General features: G+C 68.3%; 18 protein-coding genes. 9 read left to right on the forward strand and 9 right to left on the reverse strand.

Annotated elements, in window-relative coordinates; genetic code table 11:
• Nucleotides 1-84 precede the first annotated feature (84 nt).
• Together ACFFDA_RS24760 and ACFFDA_RS24765 are read left to right on the forward strand one after the other, a co-directional pair.
• Nucleotides 85-990: a LysR family transcriptional regulator gene (locus ACFFDA_RS24760; protein ID WP_404479918.1), complete on the forward strand. Its 906-nt coding sequence runs from the start codon at nucleotides 85-87 to the stop codon at nucleotides 988-990.
• 40 nt (nucleotides 991-1,030) lie between these two features.
• A complete protein-coding gene (locus ACFFDA_RS24765; RefSeq protein ID WP_404479919.1) occupies nucleotides 1,031-1,546 on the forward strand; it encodes a DNA-deoxyinosine glycosylase in 516 nt (171 codons plus the stop codon).
• Between the two features lie 32 nt (nucleotides 1,547-1,578).
• Here ACFFDA_RS24765 and ACFFDA_RS24770 read toward each other — a convergent pair whose 3' ends face one another.
• Nucleotides 1,579-2,394: an alpha/beta fold hydrolase gene (locus tag ACFFDA_RS24770; protein ID WP_404479920.1), complete on the reverse strand. Its 816-nt coding sequence runs from the start codon at nucleotides 2,392-2,394 to the stop codon at nucleotides 1,579-1,581.
• A gap of 165 nt (nucleotides 2,395-2,559) precedes the next feature.
• On the opposite strand from ACFFDA_RS24770, the gene ACFFDA_RS24775 reads away from it, so the two are divergent.
• From ACFFDA_RS24775 to ACFFDA_RS24805, 7 genes are all read left to right on the forward strand, one after another.
• Entirely contained in the window at nucleotides 2,560-3,423 is an 864-nt protein-coding gene (locus tag ACFFDA_RS24775; RefSeq protein WP_404479921.1) for an amidohydrolase family protein, read from the forward strand.
• 128 nt (nucleotides 3,424-3,551) lie between these two features.
• Nucleotides 3,552-5,108 (forward strand): class I adenylate-forming enzyme family protein, encoded by a 1,557-nt coding sequence (locus tag ACFFDA_RS24780; RefSeq protein WP_404479922.1) that lies wholly within the window; start codon nucleotides 3,552-3,554, stop codon nucleotides 5,106-5,108.
• A 19-nt stretch (nucleotides 5,109-5,127) separates the two neighbouring features.
• Entirely contained in the window at nucleotides 5,128-6,444 is a 1,317-nt protein-coding gene (locus ACFFDA_RS24785) for a spinster family MFS transporter (RefSeq protein ID WP_404479923.1), read from the forward strand.
• Between the two features lie 65 nt (nucleotides 6,445-6,509).
• A complete protein-coding gene (locus tag ACFFDA_RS24790; RefSeq protein ID WP_404479924.1) occupies nucleotides 6,510-7,298 on the forward strand; it encodes an enoyl-CoA hydratase/isomerase family protein in 789 nt (262 codons plus the stop codon).
• Between the two features lie 14 nt (nucleotides 7,299-7,312).
• The gene (locus ACFFDA_RS24795) at nucleotides 7,313-8,890 is read left to right on the forward strand and encodes an FAD-binding oxidoreductase (protein WP_404479925.1); all 1,578 of its coding nucleotides are present in this window, start codon (nucleotides 7,313-7,315) and stop codon (nucleotides 8,888-8,890) included.
• A 236-nt stretch (nucleotides 8,891-9,126) separates the two neighbouring features.
• Nucleotides 9,127-10,590, forward strand: coding sequence for a flavin-containing monooxygenase (locus tag ACFFDA_RS24800; protein WP_404479926.1), 1,464 nt, complete (start codon nucleotides 9,127-9,129; stop codon nucleotides 10,588-10,590).
• 3 nt (nucleotides 10,591-10,593) lie between these two features.
• Nucleotides 10,594-11,535, forward strand: coding sequence for an alpha/beta hydrolase (locus ACFFDA_RS24805; RefSeq protein WP_404479927.1), 942 nt, complete (start codon nucleotides 10,594-10,596; stop codon nucleotides 11,533-11,535).
• Nucleotides 11,536-11,581: 46 nt separating this feature from the next.
• Here the strand turns inward: ACFFDA_RS24805 and ACFFDA_RS24810 are convergent, their stop codons facing one another.
• From ACFFDA_RS24810 to ACFFDA_RS24845, 8 genes are all read right to left on the reverse strand, one after another.
• Entirely contained in the window at nucleotides 11,582-12,397 is an 816-nt protein-coding gene (locus tag ACFFDA_RS24810) for a cupin domain-containing protein (protein WP_404479928.1), read from the reverse strand.
• Nucleotides 12,390-13,754 (reverse strand): peptide MFS transporter, encoded by a 1,365-nt coding sequence (locus tag ACFFDA_RS24815; RefSeq protein WP_404479929.1) that lies wholly within the window; start codon nucleotides 13,752-13,754, stop codon nucleotides 12,390-12,392. The genes ACFFDA_RS24810 and ACFFDA_RS24815 overlap by 8 nt, the downstream gene beginning before the upstream one ends.
• Nucleotides 13,751-14,584 (reverse strand): formylglycine-generating enzyme family protein, encoded by an 834-nt coding sequence (locus tag ACFFDA_RS24820; protein ID WP_404479930.1) that lies wholly within the window; start codon nucleotides 14,582-14,584, stop codon nucleotides 13,751-13,753. The genes ACFFDA_RS24815 and ACFFDA_RS24820 overlap by 4 nt, the downstream gene beginning before the upstream one ends.
• Nucleotides 14,581-15,483, reverse strand: a complete 903-nt coding sequence (locus tag ACFFDA_RS24825) for a hypothetical protein (protein WP_404479931.1) — start codon at nucleotides 15,481-15,483, stop codon at nucleotides 14,581-14,583. Before ACFFDA_RS24825 ends, ACFFDA_RS24820 begins: the two co-directional genes overlap by 4 nt.
• Before the next feature lie 263 nt (nucleotides 15,484-15,746).
• Entirely contained in the window at nucleotides 15,747-16,559 is an 813-nt protein-coding gene (locus ACFFDA_RS24830) for an alpha/beta fold hydrolase (RefSeq protein WP_404479932.1), read from the reverse strand.
• Between the two features lie 5 nt (nucleotides 16,560-16,564).
• Nucleotides 16,565-17,941 (reverse strand): MmgE/PrpD family protein, encoded by a 1,377-nt coding sequence (locus ACFFDA_RS24835; RefSeq protein WP_404479933.1) that lies wholly within the window; start codon nucleotides 17,939-17,941, stop codon nucleotides 16,565-16,567.
• Complete coding sequence (locus ACFFDA_RS24840) at nucleotides 17,941-18,867, reverse strand: hypothetical protein (protein WP_404479934.1); 927 nt, start codon at nucleotides 18,865-18,867, stop codon at nucleotides 17,941-17,943. Before ACFFDA_RS24840 ends, ACFFDA_RS24835 begins: the two co-directional genes overlap by 1 nt.
• 109 nt (nucleotides 18,868-18,976) lie before the next feature.
• Nucleotides 18,977-19,990 carry an alpha/beta hydrolase gene (locus ACFFDA_RS24845; RefSeq protein WP_404479935.1) on the reverse strand — a complete coding sequence of 338 codons (1,014 nt, stop codon included), beginning with the start codon at nucleotides 19,988-19,990 and terminating at the stop codon, nucleotides 18,977-18,979.
• Between the last annotated feature and the right edge of the window lie 160 nt (nucleotides 19,991-20,150).

The raw sequence follows: 20,150 nt of genomic DNA on the forward strand, positions 1-20,150 counted from the left end.
CATTCCCTGGACAGAGAGATATCTTTGTATCACTGTTCCGAATAGACGCCGATACATGGAACTGAAATTCGGAAAATCCGAACAATGATGAAACTGGATACCGTGGCGGCCTTCGCGGCGATCGTGGACGCCGGATCGATCAGCGGCGCGGCGCGGCTGATGGGTCGCCCCAAGTCCGTCGTCAGCGAGCGGCTGGCGGAACTGGAACGCGAACTGGACACGCGCCTGATCCAGCGCACGACCCGCAAGCTCTCGCTTACCGAGGACGGGGAGACGTTCCTGCCCCGCGCACGCACGATCCTGCGCGAAACGGTCGAGGCGGCGGCCGAACTCTCGGAACGACGCGGCACGCTTTCCGGCCCCTTGCGCATAGCGGCGCCGGTGGGTTTCGGGATGCTGCATCTCGGCAAGGCGGTAAGCCACTTCCTCCAACGGCATCCCCACATCGACCTCTCGCTCGACCTCGACGACGATTTCGTCGATGCGGCAGCGGACGGCTACGACGCGGTGCTGCGGGTCGGGACCATCGCGGACAACCGGCTGGTGGCCAAGCGCCTCGCCCATACGCGGCGGCTGCTCGTCGCGTCGCCCGGCTACCTGGCGCGGAACGGCGCCCCGGCGCGCGTGTCCGACCTCGCCGACCATCGCGGGGTTCTCTATTCCAACCGCGAATCCGACTGGCGCTTCGCCGCGAAGGGTGGCTGGGTCGTCGCACGGCCCCGCGCGGTGTTGCGGGTCAACAACGGGCTGGTCATGCGCGATGCCACGACCGCCGGCCTCGGCATCAGCCTGCTCCCGTCGTTCTACGTGGCCGATGCGCTGGAAAAGGGCGACCTGGTGGTCCTCGACGTGGGATGCGAGCCGGAAAGCGCGGAGATATTCGTCGTCTATCCGCGCGACCGCAACCCTTCGGCCAAGGTCCTGGCGCTCGTGGACAGCCTGCGATCGGGTTTCGGCGACCCGCCCTACTGGGATATCGCGCACCGATGACCGTTCGATGATGGTTGCGACAAAGCGATAGGCTTCCGATATGGCGCCCGACCCGCCCCTGAAGACCGCCCTGCCGGCAAGCGTCGACGGGGAAACCCGCGTCCTGCTGCTGGGCAGTCTGCCCGGCGAGCGCTCCCTGATGGCGGGCGAGTACTACGCGCATCCGTCCAATGCCTTCTGGTGGCTGATGGGCGAGGTGCTCGGCGAGGCGGGCCTGCCTCGGTTGGCTTATGCCGAGCGGCTGGCCTGCTTGCGCGTGCACCGGGTGGGGCTGTGGGACGTCATCGCCAGCGCCCGGCGGCAGGGTAGCCTGGACGGCGCGATCCGCGATGCGACGCATCGCGATCTCGTCGCCTTCGCCGGCCGGCTGCCGCACTTGCGGGCCATCGGCTTCAACGGCGGGGCGGCGGCACAGCGGGGGCGCCGGCAACTCGCATCGCTGGCCGGCGGCGGCATCGCGCTCGTCGACCTGCCTTCGTCCAGTGCGGCCCATGCCGGCATGACGCGGGAGGGAAAACTGGCGGCATGGCGGGCGATCGAGCCGTACTTGCGGTAGAAACCGGTTCGACAGCCCTCTTGCAGCGGGCCTTATGTGCTTTCGACGGTGGCGATGTGGGCGAGCAGCGCCGCGCACAGGGCGTCGGGAGCGAGGTCGGGCTCGAAATTGGCGCCCTTTTCCAGCACCACGCGGGCGATGTCCGGCCTGATGGCGTCCAGTCGATCGAGGTAGGGGAAGAGGATGTCGTCGCGCGCCGCGATCGCCACGGTCGGGCAGGCGAGGGCGTGGAGCAGAGGGGTCGAATCCAGGGCCCATACCGCGGAATAGGCATGCGGGCGGGCCTTCCAGGCGCGCAGCATGTCGATCATCTCGCGGTGCAGCAGGGCCAGGTCCTGGTCCGCGCCGCCCACCCGCAGGTATTCCCAGTTCATCAGCAGGTGAGCACCCGATCGGCCCGGCGTGAAGGCGCGGCCGAGCTTGCTGGCGAAAACGCCGCGTTCCTCGGCGGTGAGGGCGGCGGGACCGATCATGGCCAGGCTCTCCGCACGGTCCGGTCGGGTGGCGGCCAGGTGCAGCGCGACGACCGCCCCCGTGTGGTGCCCCACCAGATGGGCCCGGTCGATCCCGAGGGCGTCCAGCGTCTCGACGATCCAGCCGGCATAAGCCGTGATGTCCGGCGTTCCGGCGGGGTCGAAGCTGCCGCCGAAGCCTGGCGTGTCGATGGCGTAAAGCGCCCCGGCGCCGCTCCAGCGGTGCATCACCTTCTCCCACATTGCGCCGGAGCTGGCGGTCTGATGGAGGAAGACGACGGGGATGGCGCGCCCGTGATCCCCGGACGCAGGGCGGAGACGATAGTGCACCTGTCCCTCGCCGATATCTACGTAGGCCTTCCTGATGTCCGGCATTCAAACGACCTCCCGCTGGATGGCGATCCCGGCGGCCGCGACGACGGCTCGCTATGACCGTTTAGTATATCCATGTGTTTCTTGATCCTGTTTGTGATGTTTTGTTGACTCGCGCAAGAGCGTCGCCGTAGCGTCCGGGCCAACGAACACGACATGGGGCAGGTCATGAGCACCGGAACAATCGACATCGTCTGCAACATCTTCACGCCCGAGGCGGTGGAGCAGGGCTGGACGGGGCTCGACGAGAACTTCAAGGAGCAGGTCCGCATGGACCCTGCGCTGCGGCCGGGGATCGCGATCGAGGATTACCTGCGCAAGATGGATGCTGCGGGCATCGAGCGTTCGCTGCTGATCGCGGTGCGCGCGGGCGACCTCAACGTGAAGGGCAGCTTCGAGGTTCCTTACGAGGCCATCGCCGAAATCTGCGCCAAGCATCCCGATCGCTTCTCGGGACTGGCGGGGGTCGACACGACCCGCGGCATGCAGGGGCTGCGCGACCTCGAAAAGGGCGTCAGGGACTATGGCTTCGTCGGCGCCCACTGGTATCCCCACTGGTTCAACATCGCGCCCGACGCCCCGCAGATCTACCCCTACTACGCCAAATGCTGCGAGCTGGACGTGCCGATCATGATGCAGGTCGGGCACAACCTGGTCTACTCGAAGGAGCGCCGCCTGCCGTCGGTGGCCAAGCCGATCCTGCTGGACCAGGTGGCGATCGACTTCCCCGAACTGGTCATCATCGGCATCCACATCGGCATCCCGTGGACGGACGAGATGATCTCGATGTGCTGGAAGCACGAGAACGTCTACACCGCGGGCGATGCCTATGCGCCCAAGCACTGGCCCAAGTCCTATGTCCATTACGCCAATAGCTACGGCAGCCACAAAGTGCTGTTCGGGACTGACTTCCCGGTGATCGACCCGGAGCGGGCCGTGCGCGAAGTGGCCGAACTCGGCTTCCGTCCCGAAGCCCATGCCAGGCTGATGCGCGAGAATGCGCTGCGCATCTTCACCCGGATACCGCGCTGAGCGACCTGTACCCGAACTCCGGTTGACGGCGGGCCCGGGGCTTTCCGGGACCGCCGAAGCGGGGTTCCCTCACGATTGGTGAAACGGCGGCTGCGGCTTCCGGTCTCACGTTACGGAAAAATCGACCAATGACGAGCACGCTGCGTGTCTACCCCGGCAATCCCGCGACCCTGCCCCCGGGGTTTCAACCGATGACCTTCGGCAATGCCATCCGCGCCGCCAGCGCCCGCGATCCCGGCAAGGTCGCGGTGATCCATGGCGAACGGACGCTATGCTACGGCGATCTGGTCGATCGCTTCACGGCCTTGCGCAATGCCGCGATCACCCGCTTTGGTCTGCGGCACGGAGACACTGCCGCGCTGATCGCACGCAACTGCATCGAGTACCTCGAGGTGGTGGCGGGGCTTCCCGATGCGGGCGTCGCGGTCGCCACCATCAATCCGCGCATGACCCCCGCCGAAGTGCGCGTCGCCATCGCGGACAGCCGGGCGAAGCTCATCATCGCCGATCACGTCAGCATCGCCGCGATCCGCGAGGCGGGGCTGGACCCGGCGATCCCGGTCGTGGAACTGGGCCCGCAGTACGAGGCCGTGCTGGCCGAGGCGCAAGTGCCCGACAGCCTGCCGCGCATCGAGGAATGGGACGTCTGGACCATTCCCTACACCTCCGGCACCACCGGCCAGCCCAAGGGTGTCATGCTGTCGCATCGCTCGCGCATGCTGGTGGCGCTGATCTCCGCCACGGAATTCGGCTGCTTCGGCTACGACGACAAGTTCCTGGCGATGTCGCCGATGAACCATGGCGGCGGCCTCGGCTTTCCGGCGGCCTCGCTGGCAGGGGGCGGCACGGTCGAGATCCTCGACAAGTACAATCCGGTGGAAACGCTCGACCGCCTGAAGAATGGCGGCGTGACCGGCATCTTCATGGTGCCGACCCATTTCCAGATGATCTTCGAACTGCCGGCGGACGTGACCGACCCGTATCGGCTGCCTCCGATCAAGACGATCATTTCCAACGCCGCCCCCCTCAGCCAGGCGATGAAGGAGAAGATCATCCCCTGGTTCGGCGAGGGGATTCTCCACGAGATATATGCCTCCACCGAAGCAGGCCTCGTGTGCAACATGCGCCCGGCTTGGCACCTTGCGAAGGCGCGCTGTGTCGGCACGCCGATACCGCACGTCTCGGTGGAAGTGCGCCGCGAGGACGGCAGCGTCTGCGACGTGGAGGAGATCGGCGAGCTGTTCAGCCGCTCGCCCATGCACTTCAACGGCTACTGGCACCGCGACGAGGAAACCGCATCGGCGATCCAGGGCGACTGGGTGTCGGTGGGCGACATGGCCAAGCGCGATGCCGACGGCTTCCTGTACATCGTCGACCGCAAGAAGGACATGGTCATCTCCGGCGGCGTCAACATCTACCCCCGCGAGATCGAGGAGGTGCTGGTGCGCCACCCGGCCATCGCCGAAGTGTCGGTGGTGGGCATTCCCGACGAACGCTGGGGGGAGACGCTCAAGGCCTTCGCTGCGCTCAAGCCGGGCGCCAGCCTGGAACCCGAAGACCTCGCGGCCTTCTGCGAAGGCAAGGTCACCGCGTACAAGATCCCGCGCCTGCTGCAGATCGTGGAGGCGCTCCCTCGCAATGCCAACGGCAAGGTGCTGAAGCGCGACTTGCGCGACATGGGCTGAGCCCGAGAAAGGACCGACGATGGACCTCGAGCAACGCCCTGAGGATACGCCCGACGAACGCTACGGCTGGTACGTCGTCTTCATCCTGATCCTGGCCTACACCATCTCCTACGTCGACCGGCAGATCCTGACGCTGATGGTCGAGCCGATCAAAGCGTCGCTGCACATCAGCGACGTGCAGGTGAGCCTGCTGCATGGGCTCGCCTTCGCGGTCTTCTACACCCTCCTGGGGGTGCCGATCGCGCGGCTGGCGGACCGCTATCGGCGCGTGACGATCATCACCGCGGGCGTCTTCGTGTGGAGCGCGATGACTGCCCTGTGCGGCGTGACTCGCAGCTTCGGCCAGTTGTTCGCAGCCCGCGTGGGCGTCGGTGTTGGCGAGGCGGCGCTGTCGCCCGCCGCCTACTCGATGCTGGCGGACTACTTCGGCAAGAAGAACCTGCCCAAGGCGATGTCGGTCTACACCGGGGCTATCTATCTCGGGGCGGGCCTTGCGCTGATCGCCGGCGGCGCGCTGATCGGCCTGGTGCCGGCGGTCGAGATGCCGCTGGTCGGACACATGGAGCCCTGGCAGACGGTGTTCCTCCTCGTCGCGGCGCCGGGCCTCGTCGTGGGACTGCTTGTCGCGACCCTGCGCGAGCCGCCGCGGCGCGGCATGGGGACGACCAAGGCCGATTTTCCGAGCCTGGGCGAACTGGCTGCGTACATGAACGCCCGGCGCACGACATATGCCCTGCTGATCTTCGGCTATGCGGCGGGCGGCCTGATGTGGAACGGCGCCACGGCCTGGATAGCGACCTTCTTCATCCGCAACTTCGGCTATACCGCCGCGCAGATCGGCCTGATCTTCGGGATCATTCTGCTGACGATCGGCACGGCCAGCATCACCGTCGGCGGCCTGATCGCCAGTCGCTGGCGTGCGGCCGGGCGGACCGATGCTAACCTGCTGGTTGGTATCCTCTCCGCGGCCATCGCCCTGCCGTTCGGCATCGCTGCGCCGCTGGTAGCCAGCCCGGCGCTGTCGCTGGTGCTGTTCGCCGCCTTCGTCTTCGGCGGGGCCATGCCCTACGGTTGCGCGGCGGCGGCTTTCCAGGAGATCACGCCCAACCGCATGCGGGCGCAAGTCTCGTCGATCTACTTCCTCGGCCTCAACCTGGCGGGAATCGGCCTTGGCCCGACGGTGGTGGCGCTGTTCACCGAGAAGCTGTTCCAGGACCCCAAGGCGGTGGGACTGGCATTGGCGCTGACGATCGGCATCGCCTCGCTGGTGTCGATGCTGCTGCTCTGGCTGGCGCGCAAGTCGTACCGCGCGACGCTCGAGGCCATGGACGCCTAGGGCGTCCTGTTGGTCGGCAGCGGCCCGAACGTGGACCGCATTATTCATTCTCCGGGAGACAAGACGTGGCCTTTTCAAGCCTGACATATGAAGTTGCCGACCGTATCGGCCTGCTGACATTCACTACCCCCGACCTGCTCAATTCGCTGACCGAGGCCCGCTTCGCAGACCTTGAAGCCGCGCTCGACATCATCGAGCAGGACGCCGACCTCGGCGCGCTCGTCATCACCGGTACCGGCAAGGGCTTCTGCGTCGGTCTTGACCTCGACCTGCTGGACCGGGCCTTCGACGACATCGCCTACTTCGAGAGCACGGTGCGCCGCCTCGCCGCGATCATCGCGCGGATCGAGGCGCTGGAAATCCCCACCATCGCGGCGGTGAACGGTTTCGCCCGCGCCGGCGGGTTCGAGATGACGCTGGGCTGCGACTTCATGATAATCGCCGACGAGGCCCGGATCGGCGACGTGCATACCGACGCCGGCGTGGTTCCCGCCTGCGTCTCGCTGCGGCTCAAGCGGCGGGTGGGCGAGCAGCGGGCCAAGGAAGTGCTGTGGACCGCGCGCTGGTACAAGGGCCCCGAGGCGGTGGCGATCGGTCTCGCGCTCAAGTCCGTGCCCCTCGCCAGCCTGGTCGACGAGGCGCGCGCCTTCGCGGCGACCATGACCGACAAGCCACGCCCGGCACTGGCGTCGCTCAAGCGCATCTTCATCGACGGCGCGCAACTGGGCGTGACGGAGGGGGCCGAACTCGAACTGGCGAGCTTCGTCGACTACATGGGCAACCAGCCTTACGGCCGCGAGGGCTATCGCGCCTTCCGCGAGAAGCGCGAGCCGGACTGGAAGCCCAGGAGGTAAGGGCGAAGTCGGGCATGGTCGATATCGACGCCCTGGTGCAGGCGCTGGCGGGCAAGCTCGATCCGGACGCCTTGTCGCGCGATCCGGACCTGCGCGCCCTGATGAGCCAGGACGTCTTCTACCGCTCGGAGGATGTGGCTCTCGTCGCCAGGCCCGCCAGCGCCGAGCAGGTGGCGGCGGTGGTGGCCGCGGCGTCGGCACATGGTGGCCATGTCGTCGTGCGGGGCGGCGGCATGAGCTACACCGGCGGCTACATCTCTCCGGATCCTGCCGGCGCCGTGCTGCTCGACATGAGGGGCATGGACCGGATCGTCGAGATCAACGCTGAAGACATGTACGTGGTGGTGGAGGCGGGCTGCACGTGGGAGCGCCTCCACGGCGCACTCGATCCGCTCGGCCTGCGCACGCCGTACTGGGGGACCCTGTCGGGCCGCAAGGCGACGATCGGCGGCGCCATCAGTCAGAATGCGATCTTCTGGGGCTCCGGCACGGCGGGAAGCGCGGTCGACAGCGTGATCGGCCTCGAAGTGGTGAACGGCCGGGGCGAGATCATCCGGACCGGCAGCCTCGGCGTGCGCGGCAGCAATCCCTTCTGCCGTCACTTCGGGCCGGACCTGACCGGGTTGTTCACGGCGGATGCCGGCGCCATGGGGATCAAGACCGCAGTGGTCCTGCGCCTCGTCCGCAAGCCCTTGCTGGCGCAAGGCCTGTCGTTCGTGACGCCCGACATCGATGCCCTGTGCGCCCTGATGACGCAGGCCGCCCGGATGGGACTGCCGGCGCAGCAGATGGGGCTGGATGACGGGTTGAAGACCGCGCGCCTCGCTGCCGCCGCCGGTATCGGCGAGGACTTGCGCACGGCCTGGCAGGTCATGCGGGCGGCGGGCAATCCGTTCAGCGGGGTCGCGCATGTGGCCCGCATGGCGCTGGCCGGGCGCAAGTTCCTCGACGACATGCCGTTCTCCGCGCATCTCTTCGTGGAGGGCGACAGCGAGGCGGCGCTGCTCGACGCCAAGCGCCGGTTGCTGGCGCTGGCCGCCGGCGTGGGTGCGCGGCAGGTGCCGGGCAGCGTGCCACAGGCGATGCTCGCCGCGCCGTTCCCGCCGCTCAACGGCGTCACCGGCCCGCGCGGGGAGCGCTGGGTGCCGCTGCATTGCGTCCTGCCCCTGTCGCTGGCGCGGCGCGGGTACGATACCCTTGCGGCGGTGTTCGCCGATCATGGCGCCGCGATGGAGCGCCATGGCATCACCCTCTCCTGGCTGTTCACGACGATCGGCAACCACGCTTTCGTGATCGAACCGATGCTGTTCTGGCCCGATGCGCTCGAAGCGCTCCATCGCGACACCATCGGGCCCAAGCGCACGGCGCGGTTCGAGCCGGTCGAGGAGCGAACCGAAGCACGCGCCGCAGTCGCCGCCATTCGCCAGGCGGCAGTCGCCGCCGTCGATGCCCTCGGCGCGCTGCATATCCAGATCGGCGGGTTCTACGGCTACCGGGACCGCCTCGAACCGTCGACGGCGACGCTGCTGGACGGCATCCGCGAATTGATGGGGACCGGCAAGGCCGTCAATCCCCAGGCGCTTTCGCGCTAGGCTCAAACCCACCCGCGTTTCGGTTATCGCGCATAATCGGTTGGACTTGGCGACCTCCAGACACGACCACCCGTGCACGAGGACAAGGACAGGCGGCAAGGCGATCACGTCACCGAAGCCGCGCCCCGCGAGGATTGCAGGATGAAAGACGATTTCGTTCGGCCGCGCAGGACTGCCCGCGTGCCGCACCCCGATCTGCCAACTTTCGGGCCAACTTCTTTCGGTAAGAGCCAGTCATGAATACGGAATATCAAGTCGTCATCCTCGGGGCAGGCCTGGGAGGCATCGGCCTGGGCGCGGTTCTGCGCAGCCAGGGCATCGATGATTTCCTGATCGTCGAGAAAGAAGACGGGCCGGGCGGGACCTGGCGGGACAATATCTATCCCGGCGCCGCCTGCGACACCGAATCCCACCTCTATTGTTTCAGCTTCGACCTCCACAAGGAGGTCAGCCGGCTCTACGCGCGCCAGCCGGAACTGCTGCGCTATGCCGAGCGGCTGGTCGAGCGGCAGGGCCTCGCGCCGCACATAGCCTATGGGCGGGAGATCGTCTCGGCGCGCTGGGACGCGGATGCACTGCGCTGGACGATCGCGCTGGCCGACGGGCAGAGCGTGCGGGCGCGCATCTTCGTCGCGGCATGGGGACAGCTCAACCGGCCGCAGATTCCCGAAATCGCGGGCCGCGAAACGTTCGCCGGCCAGCAGTTCCACTCCGCGCGGTGGCCCCGCGATCTCGACCTTGCGGACAAGCGGGTGGCCAGCGTCGGCAATGCGGCAAGCGCCATCCAGTACATCCCGGCGATCGCGCCGGAGGCCGGGCACCTGACCGTATTCCAGCGCAGCCCCAACTGGATCGTGCCGCGCGGCGACCGTCCCTACACACCCGAGGAACTCGCCCGCTTCATCGAGCATCCCACCGCGTTCGACGAGAACAAGGCGGAGCTGTTCGCCTGGCGCGAGACCACGTTCCTGCGGATGCGCGAAGGCAGCGAGGAAGCGCGCGAGGTGGAGCAGCAGGCCCGCGACCATCTGGTCGCGCAAGTCGGCGACCCGGCCCTGCGCGCGCGGTTGCTGCCCGACTTCCCGCTGGGCTGCAAACGTGTCCTGCGCTCCGACGACTACTATCCGGCCCTGTGCCGCGACAACGTGAGCCTGGTCACCGAAGCCATCGACAGGATCGTGCCCGAAGGCATCGTGACAAGCGACGGCGTGCTGCACGAGATGGACGTCATCATCTGGGGCACCGGCTTCGAGACGCAGAGCTTCCAGGGCCCGGTCGACGTCCATGGCAGCGCCGGTGCTTCGCTGCGCGACGAATGGCAGGACGGCGCCCGCGCCTACAAGGGCATGGCCGTCGCCGGGTTCCCCAACTTCTTCCTGATCTACGGGCCCAACACCAATCTGGGGCACAACAGCGTCCTGTCCATGTTCGAGGCGCAGTTCGCCTACATCGCGCAGGCGGCCGCGGTGGTCCTCGAGCAGGACGTCGCGCTGGAGGTCGGGCGCGACAGCATGGAACGCTATGACGCAGCCCTCCAGGCCGAGATGGACGGGAGCGCCTGGGCGGGCAATTGCACGAGCTGGTACAAGAACGCCGCCGGGCGCGTCGTCAACAACTGGTCGGGACCGGTGCAGGACTACCAGGCGCTGACCCGCAGGTTCGACCGCGAGGCCTATCGCGAACTCACCGAGGCGCGCTGAGCCATGGCCGGGGCATACGATCCGGACGTCGAGGCCTATCTGGCGCTGGTCCGCGAAGCCGGGCGGCCCGCCTTCGAGACGCTGTCGGTCGATGCGGCGCGGGCCTTCTACCGATCGGGCCGCGACACCGTGAACCTTCCGGCGATCGACGTCGGCAGCGTCGAGGACGTGTGCATCGAGGGGCGGGGAGGGCCGATTCCCTTGCGCCTCTACGAGCCCCCGGCCGGCAGGCGCGAACCGGGGCCGGCGATCCTGTTCTTCCACGGCGGGGGATGGGTGATCGGCGACCTCGACACTCACGACGGCATCTGCCGCCACCTGGTGGCGCTCACCGGTTGGCCCCTCGTCGCGGTCGACTATCGCCTCGCGCCCGAGCACGCCTTTCCGGCGGCAGTCGAGGATGCGCTCGATGCGCACGGATGGGTGGTCGAGAACGCCGGGCGCCTGAACGTCCGGGCCGATGCGCTCGTGCTGGCCGGCGACAGCGCCGGGGGATGCCTCGCGCTGGTGGCGGCGCTGGCCGCACCGGGGCTGGGGCGTCCCCCGGCGGCCGGGCAGGTGCTGTTCTATCCGGTGACGGACCTGCGGGGGAACACCGGCTCCTATCGCGAGGTCGTCGACGTCCCGATCACCGCATCGACGATGGCCTGGTTCGCCGGCCACTACCTGTCCGACGCGGCGCAGGCCGACGACTGGCGCGCCTCGCCTCTGCTGGCCGATGGCCTGGGGGCCTTGTCGCCCACGTTCCTGGCCGTGGCCGGGCACGATCCCTTGCGCGACGAAGGCCTGGCCCTGGCCGGGCGCATCCGTTTCGAGGGAGGCGAGGTGACGCTGCGCCATCTCCCCGGGCAGGTCCACGGCTACCTGACCGTCGGGCGCGTCGTTTCCGAAGCGGGACGCACGCTGGCCGCCGCTGCGGACTTCCTGAAAGACCTGGCGGGATAAGGGACGCCGCCGCCGGAGCCGGGGGGCTCCGGCGGCGGCGTCCGCATCATTGCGGCAGGAGGCGGGCGGCGGCCTGGATCAGGGTGACATCGTCGCCGGCAGCGATGGAATAGGCAGTACCCGCAGGAGCGCGCAGGCTGTCGCCGGCCTGCACCGCGAACGCGCTCTCGCCGATGGTCATCGAGCCGGAGCCTGAAATGACGTAGAAAAGAGTGTCGTGGATCTCGGTCCGCGGGGCGGTACGACCGGATGCGGGCAGCACCGTCTCGATCAGGTCATGGCCCGGGAAGCTGAACACCCGGCGGACGTGCCGTTGCGCTTCGGCGGGCGCCCAGAACGCGTCGGGACCGTCCGCGAGGCGCAGCGTGCCGTCCTCGCTCCAGACCGCGCAGGGTACGTCGCGGGCCTGGTCGGCGCGCAGCCAGCTACCGCGCCCGCCAGGCCGCACCGGCGCGGGCAGCGCGAATTCGACGAAGAGGCCGGCGATCAACTGGTAGGTCGAATGTTCGACGCCGTTCGGCTCGAACGAGACGTCGCCCGGGTCGAGCCGGCCGGTCTCGTCCTCGCACATCTGCACGCGGCGGCCGCCGATCTGGTAGAACAGCACGTCCTCGTACCCCAGGTGCGGATGCGTGCGCGCGCCGGTGTCGAGATGGACCTCGCGGACCGAGCCGATCGGAAAGTTGATGATCTTGACGTGGATCGGGGTGCCGTCGGGCGGCACCACGGTATCGTCGCCGGGCCACGCGCTCTGCATGTGGCCGTCGCGCATCCAGCTATGGACGAGGACGCGCTCCCCCGCGGAACCGGGGACGAACAGGGCATCGGTGGGCGGCGGGTTGCCGCGGTGATGGTCAGGCATCTGCAGGGGCTCCAGGAAGGGGGCGGCGCATGTCCAGGACGGATCGCGACGCGGGAATGGCGACAAGGGCGAGCAAGGCTCCGGCCAGCGCCAGGGCGCCGTGCAGCGACCAGAACAGGCTCTGCGGCATGGTGGTGTAGTACCCGCCGAGGAAGCCGACGAGATTGCTCGCGACGAACGACGTGATGAAGAAGATGCCGATGTACATGGCCCGTGCACCGGCAGGCGCGACTTGCGAGAACAGCGCCAGGCCCACCGGATAGACCATGACGTAGGCGAGGCAGACCAGCACATGGGTCGGCAGGACGGCCCACCACGGCACGTGTCCCAGGTGCGACAGCGGCGCCAGCAGCAGCAGGCCGGCGCCGGCCATCGCGAGCCCGATCGCCATCTTGGCGAAGAGGCCGGGTTCGCGTCCCTTGTCGGCCAGGGTCCGCCAGCGGCGCACCACCAGCGGGGTCAGGAGGACGGAGAACAGCGGGGTCAGCGCCTGGAACCAGGTCACCGGGATCGTCAGCCCGCCGATCTGGCGGTCGGCATGGTCGAGCAGCCAGAGCGTATAGGCGTTGCCGAGCTGGCCCGCGGCGACGAGGAAGCAGCAGGTCACCACGAACACCACCGCCAGCACGCCCAGCACCCGGCGATCCGCCGGCAGGACCGGGCCGGCCGTGCGGGCGATCTCCAGGTTGTCCGGCGGCAGGTGTCGCTTGCCGGCCATGTAGATGCCCAGGCCGATCATCATGCCGATCCCGGCGGCTCCGAAACCGTAGTGCCAGCCGTACAGCTCGCCCAGGGTGCCGCAGACCAGCGGGGCGGCGATGACGCCGGTGTTGATCGCCATCGAGAAGATCTGGAACCCCTCGGTGCGTCGGCGGTCCCCGTCGCGGTAGAGCCCGTCGACCTGCTTGGAGATATTGCCCTTCAGGCACCCGGCGCCCAGGATCAGCAGCAGCAGGGCAAGGAGGAACGCGCTTTCGAGCGCCATCAGCAGGTGGCCGAGCGCCATCAGCACCGCGCCTGCCATCACCATCGCATGCTGGCCGAACCAGCGGTCGCCCAGGTATCCGCCGAAGACCGGCGCGAAGAACACGAGCCCGGTGTAGAGGCCGAAGATGGCCGAGGACAGCGGCTGGGGCGCCAGGGGGCCATAGACCGTTTCCAGCACCGTGCGTGTCGTGGCGAAGCCCACGACGTGCTCGACGTGGCCCGGCGTGAGCAGTTGCGCCACCATGTAGAGCACCAGCAGGGCCTGCATGCCCGAGAAGGAAAACCGCTCCCAGGCCTCGGTGAAGGCGAGGTAGGCGAGGCCGGTCGGGTGCCCGAAGAACCGTGCGCCCGGCGGCTCGTCCCGGCTCATTCGCCCGGCTCCATGTCGCGCGCGATGCGAAAGCCCACCATGTTGCCCTGGTAGTCGTGGTCGTCGCGGGCGCGCTGGCTGGAACGGGCGATGCGCGCGTCGAGGTTCCACGATCCCCCGCGCGAAGGATGGACGGCGCAGTCGCCGGTCATCCAAGGCGAGCCGTCCGCCGGCGCGCCGCGATAGTCCTCGTTCCAGCAGTCCCGGGTCCACTCGAAGGTCTGGCCCAGCATGTCGTAGAGGCCGAAGGGATTGGCCGGAAACGTGCGCACGGGCGCGGTGCCCTTGCCGTCCCATTCGCTGCCGCAGTCGTCGCAGACAGTGCGGCCGACGCCGGCGTCGTCGCCCCACCAGTAGGCGGTGGTCGTGCTGGCCCGGGCGGCATATTCCCATTCCGCTTCGGACGGCAGGCGATAGCGCTTGCCGGTGCGGCGGGAAAGCCACGCGGCATAGGCGCTGGCCTCGTCCCAGCTTACGCGCACGACCGGATCGTCGTCGGTCTGGCGCAGGCCGGTCGATTCCCAGCCGACCCCGGCCACCTTGTCGCCCACTTCGCGGGCGAAGCGGCCGTACTGGGCGCGGGTCACCGGCGTGGCACCCAGAGCGAAGCGGTGGGCGATGGTGACCCGGTGTTGCGGCATCTGCCAGCCGACCGTGCGGTTGGTGGGAGCGACGCCCCAGCGGCGGATGTCGTCCTCGCTGGTACCCATCGCGAACGGACCGGCGGGTATCACGATCATCTCGGGACAATCCGCGCAATCCTGAATGCTCGGCGGCGGGGCGGCAGCCGGTGCCGCAGTGGCTATCGCCAGCCAGGCGAGCGCCGTCATCGCAGCACCAGCCGGTCGCCGGAGAAGGCATCGGGGACATGATGGCGCAGGTACGCCCAGGCGCCTTCGTCGACCCGGTCCTGTGCCGCTGCCTTGAGCATCTGGCCCTTGGACAGCCCGCTGCCCAGCGTATCGCCGAAGCCGAGCCAGGGCGGCAGCGCGTCGTAGACGTGGCTGAAGAAGCCGCGCGTGCCGGCGACGCTGCCCTTCCCGGCCTCGGCCACCGCGGCGCGGCGGGCGATGAACTGGAACCGGCTCTGTCGCTCGGTCACCGCCGGGTCGTCCAGCGGGGGGAGCGTGCCGTCGAGGCTGGGGAAGCCCTGCAGCGTCCCCTCGATCTGGGTCAGCGCGAGCCGGTCGCCGCTGGCCTCCGCGGTGGCGAGCACGCGGTTGGTGCGGGTACGGGCGGCGGTCAGCGCCAGCGCGGCGCCGTCGGCAGTGGGTGTCATGGCGTAGCGGCCGGGTCCCTCGACGAAGAAGGGCGGCAGGTCCTGCACGCGATCGGTGAAGACGTTGTACCAGCGGTCGGCAGGGCTGCCGGTATCGAGATCGGTGAAGAAGCCGATCGTGCGAAAATCCGCGACGGTGCCGGTCGCCTGCACGCCCGTGCGCAACAGCATGACCGAGCGCAACCCCGCCACCGGAAACTCGCGCAGCCGGTCGACATGAGCATAGAGCGTGCCCGACGACCACCAGCAGGCGAGCGCGTCCGTGGGCCCGGCGAAAAGACCGCGCCACAGGGTCGGGACGTCGACGGGCGATGCGGGGGCCGGCGATGCAGGGGACGGCGATGCAGGGGACGGCGAGGCAGGGGCGGGAGCCTGCGCCGCAGCACGCGCGCCGATCGCGAGCGGCATGACGGCGCCCATGGCGAGCAGGGCCCGGCGGGTCGTTGCCATGGTCATCGCCTTTCGCCCGCGGCAGCGGCCTTGGTATTCCATGCAAAGGAAAACAGTGTCTTCGGCCGCATCGGCACCCTCGAGTTCTGGATCGTCCGGGCAGGATGCGGCGGCGGCGGGAGGTCGGCAAAATCCAATGCGGCATCGCCCGCTATGCGGGGTGCGACCGCGTGGAGAAATTCGCGCGCCTCAGGCGGATGCGGTCCTACCCCGACCTCCCACTTGCGAAGCGACCGGGAGGTCGGGAACGGCCGCTTTGGGTGTCAGGCGCGGAGGAGGAACTCGGTCGCGAGGCGGGTCGCTACCTCGGGCTGTTCCAGCACGAGGTAGTGGCCGCAGTCGTCGAGCACTTTCATCTCGCAGTCGGGCAGCAGCTTTTCGATTGTCGAGAAACCCACGCCGCTGGGCGCCGGGTTGAACGGGGTCATGTTGTCCTCGGCGCCTGCGAGCAGCAGCGCGGGCATGGTGATGTTCGGCAGCAGGGGCGAAAGGTCGGTCTTCTCGATCGTCTCGGTGCCCTTGATGAAGGCTTCCGGGTCGGTGGCGTCGAAGGCCTCGTACATTTCCTCGAACTGGGCCTGCGCCTCGGGCCGCTCGTAGTAGCCGCGCGCGAAGCCGGCGACCGAGGTGAGATCGGTGACCGCCTTCATGCCGCTGTCGCGGGCGGCGATCTTCCAGGTCTTGCGCATCATCCGCGCCGCCAGGTCGTACTTGGCCAGGAAGCAGGAAAAGACAATGCGGTCGATGATCTCGGGGTGGTAGGCGGCGAGGTTCACGCCGATCATCGCCCCGAACGAGGTGCCGTGCAGGCTCACCTTGTCGTAGCCCAGAGCGACGACGAACTCGTGGACGATGTCGGCGATGCCCTTCATGCCGGCCTCGCGCAGCGATCCGGTGCTTTCGCCGTAGCCGGGCAGGTCGAAGTCGATGACCTCGAAGTTCTCTGCCATCAGCGGAGTCATGCGCGCGAAGTTGCGGTGGCCGAAGGCGGAGCCGTGGATCTGGATCACGGGCTTGCCGGAACCGGTCTTCTTGTACCAGATCGTCTCGCCGCCGGGGATGGTGATGGTGGGCATCGGGATCAGTCCTTGTTGATGAGGGCGACGAGCGGGGCGATGCTCGGGGCATCGTCCAGCGCCCAGATGGCGTCGGCGATCGCGCGCGCGCGGCCGGCGGGCAGGAAGCCTTCGCCGTACTGTTCGAGCAGGTCGGTCAGCTTCTCGTCGGGCACGCGCGCGCCGGGCGTGCCGAGGAAGTTGTCGACGTTGTGATGCTCGGTGCTGCCGTCGGTGAACGTGACCGTCATCGCGCAGCCCTCGAAAGTGGGGCGGGCGGGATCGGCGGTCAGGATCACCTTGTCGGACAGGGCGATGACGTCCGCGTCGGTGTAGCAATCGGCCTGCACTTCGGCGGTGGTGAACTTGCCCCGCAGCCAGGCGGCGGCGACGCAGTGGCACAAGTCGAACGTGGCCTGGGGTGTGCTCGAGGGACGGCCAAAACGCTCGCGCCGGCCCTCGACGATCTTGACGACGATCTCCTGCACCGAAAGGTCGATGCGCTCGACCGTACGGCCACCGGCGCGTCCCAGGATCTCCAGCGCGCATTCGACCGGGCCGTGGGTGATCGTCTCGGTGGGGACGACCTTGTAGGTCTGGCCGAAGATGCGCCATTCGCTGCCGAGGCTGTCGACGATCGCGTCGACCTTGGCCTTGTCCTCGTCGCTGTGCGTGGCGAACATGCCCTGGTCGCCCTCGAAGGCGGTCGGCGGGGCGGTGAAGCCACGCTTCGCCAGCGCGGCCGCCTGCAGGCCCGAGCGTGCGGCGAGGCCGGTGATGTAGGACAAGGTGTGGCTGCCGGCGGATTCGTAGATGCCGGCGGGCGTGCACATGGCGATGCCCAGCGCGTTCTGCATCTGCGCGTCGCTCAGCCCTTCCAGCACCGCGCAGGCCGCGGCGGCGCCGACGCCGCCGGTGAGACCGGCGGGCACCATGCCGCGATAGTAGCCGGTCGGCATCAGGATGCGCGCGACGGCCAGTTCCACCTCGAGGCCGATCGCCAGTGCGGAGATCAGGTCGCGTCCCCCATGCCCGCCGGCTTCCGCCTGCGCCAGCACGGCGGGCAGCACGCCCGACACCGCATGCATGAAGCATGGGATGTAGGTGTCGTGGAAGTCGAGCACTTCGTAGAGCGCGCCGTTGACCATCGCCGCAAGCGCCGGGGGCAGGGCGGTGCCCAGCCAGTTGACGTGCGCGCCGGTGCCGCCCTGCGCCTCGTCCACCGCCCAGTCGTGGAGCAGGGCGATCGCCTGCTGGTCGGTGGCGGCGACGCTGGCCTTGAGCTGGTTGAGGAACAGGCGCTTGGCCTCGTGGCGGACGACTTCGGGCAGCCCCTCGGTCGTGGCGCTGCGCATCCAGGTGACGAGGCGGCCGGAGATCGTGTCGCTGCGGAAATCGCTCATCAGCCGGCGTCCTCGCCGTGAAGAGTGACGCCCTTCGCGACGTCGCCGTACATCCATTCGAGGATGGCGGGCTGCGCCTGGTGGAAGCCGCCCAGCGTGGTCAGCGCGTCCCAGGCCGGGAAGCCGCGCAGGCCGGCGAGGGTTGGTTTGCCCGCGTAGTTGAAGGTGCACAGCGTCGTGACCGGATAGGCGTGGAGCGTGGCGACCACATCGCCGAGACCGGACACCGCCGACAGGAGGTCGCGGGCATCGGGGGCACTGGCGACCACGAGGTCGATCCAGGCCTGGTACTGGCGCTCGACCGGATGGGTCTTGACCGGGTAGCCGGCCTTGCGCTCGGCTTCCATGTCCGGGACGTCGAACAGCGAGAGACGCACGCGCAGGACATTGGCGTCCTGCGCCCAGGCCTTCGCCAGTTCGGTGAGGACTGCGAAGAATGGCGCTTCCTCGCCCTTCTGGCGGAAGAACAACTGGTATGTGGGCCGGGTCGGCGTGCCCTGCGGCGTCGCCAGGCCGGTCGCGTCCTTGTAGGTGAAGGCATTCGCGCCCACCGCCTTGTAGGTGGTGGACTGGTCGACGATCAGGTCGATGTCGCCCAGGATGCCGGGCAGGATGTCCTTGGTGGGCGACTGGCCGAAGGCGGCGAGCGCGTCCTCGTCGCGGTAGCGCACGTCGGACGTCCACATCAGCTGCTCGTCGGCGGGCGCCGCGAAGTCGATGCCCTCGACCGGCGCGAAGAGGTCGGTGACGACCGGGTCGTACTGGAAATGGCGATAGTCCCAGATCCCCGCGCGGCGCGCGATGGAGGGACTATGGACGTCGCGCCAGTAGCGGCGGACGACTTCGAGGGGTAGGTCCTTCTTCTTCCATCCGGCAGTGACGCGGCAGATCCCGGCCTTGTTTTCAGTATCTTCCAAGATAGTCATGCAGCGCTCCAGGCGTCCTTGCGATCGTTCGGGCTTGACGGGCGATGCCCTCGGCCGGACTTGAACAAGGGGGCGGCAAGGCGGCAACCGCCTGGGCTGCATGCACCTGCTATACGGTTAGATTCTCGCACAGGAGCTGTTCGGCCGCGGTGTCGCCAAGCCGCTCGTCGTTCAGGAAATCGGCCGCCGCGACCAGTGAGCGGGAGGCTTCCGCGATGATCGCGCCGAACGAGAGGTAGCCGTGGATCTGCCCCGGCAGGGCCCGCAGCCTGACGGTGATGCCCGCCTTGTAGAGACGGTTGGCGAAGGCCACGCCCTCGTCGAACAGCGGATCGTGGTCGCCTACCGCGAGGAATGTCGGCGGCAGGCCGGCCACGCTGCCGACATGCAGCGGCGAGGCCCGCCAGTCGGCCCGCTCGAGGCCCGGGGGCATGTAGGCGGCGTAGAGCTTGCGCAGCGAGGCGGCGGGGATGGGCACGTCGGTGACCGAGGCGACGGACCCGCTTTCGGCGGCCATGTCGGTGACGGGATAGAACAGGACCTGCGCGAAGGGGATCGGATGGCACATGTCGCGCGCATGGATGCTCACGACGGCGGCCAGCGATCCGCCGGTGCCGTCGCCCATGACAGCGATGCGGGCGGTGTCGACGTTCCAGCGCTCCGCCCGCTCGAGCACCATGCGATGGGCGTCGATGGCATCCTCGAAGGCGGCGGGGAAGGGATGCTCGGGAGCCAGCCGGTAGGCGACCGCGATCACCTGCATCCCGGTGAGGTCGACCATGCGGCGACAGATGCTGTCATGGCTGTCGAGATCGCCGGCCACCCAGCCGCCGCCGTGAAAGAACATGATGACCGGTTGCGGACCGTCGCCCGGTTCCTTCGGCAGGTAGCGCCGCAGTCCGATCGAGCCGTAGCGGCCGGCCACGCTGTCGTCGAGGACCTCGCCAACCTCGATCGACGGCAGCGCGTCGGCGCTGGCATGGCGCTTGGCGCGCAGGGCTTTGAGCCCCGCCTTGTCGAGCTTGAGCGGCGTGAAGTCCGCACGCTCGACAAGATAGCGCCTGGCATCCGCTTCGAAGCTATTCATCGAGACGAGATCGGGCCGTGGCCGTGAACTCTTCACGCGCGAGCGGTCCTTCTCATTCCTTTGCTCAGACATCAAGCAGACCGATCCCAGTTGAGACATGGTCCTAGCGGGCTAGATCAGCGCATAATAATGCAATTCCGGTCAGTTGGCGTGAGCAATCGGAATGGCTTCTCTTTTCGCGGTGGCTGGACTGTGT

Origin of the sequence: Novosphingobium sp. BL-52-GroH (assembly GCF_044813085.1) — a bacterium.
Lineage (GTDB): Bacteria > Pseudomonadota > Alphaproteobacteria > Sphingomonadales > Sphingomonadaceae > Novosphingobium.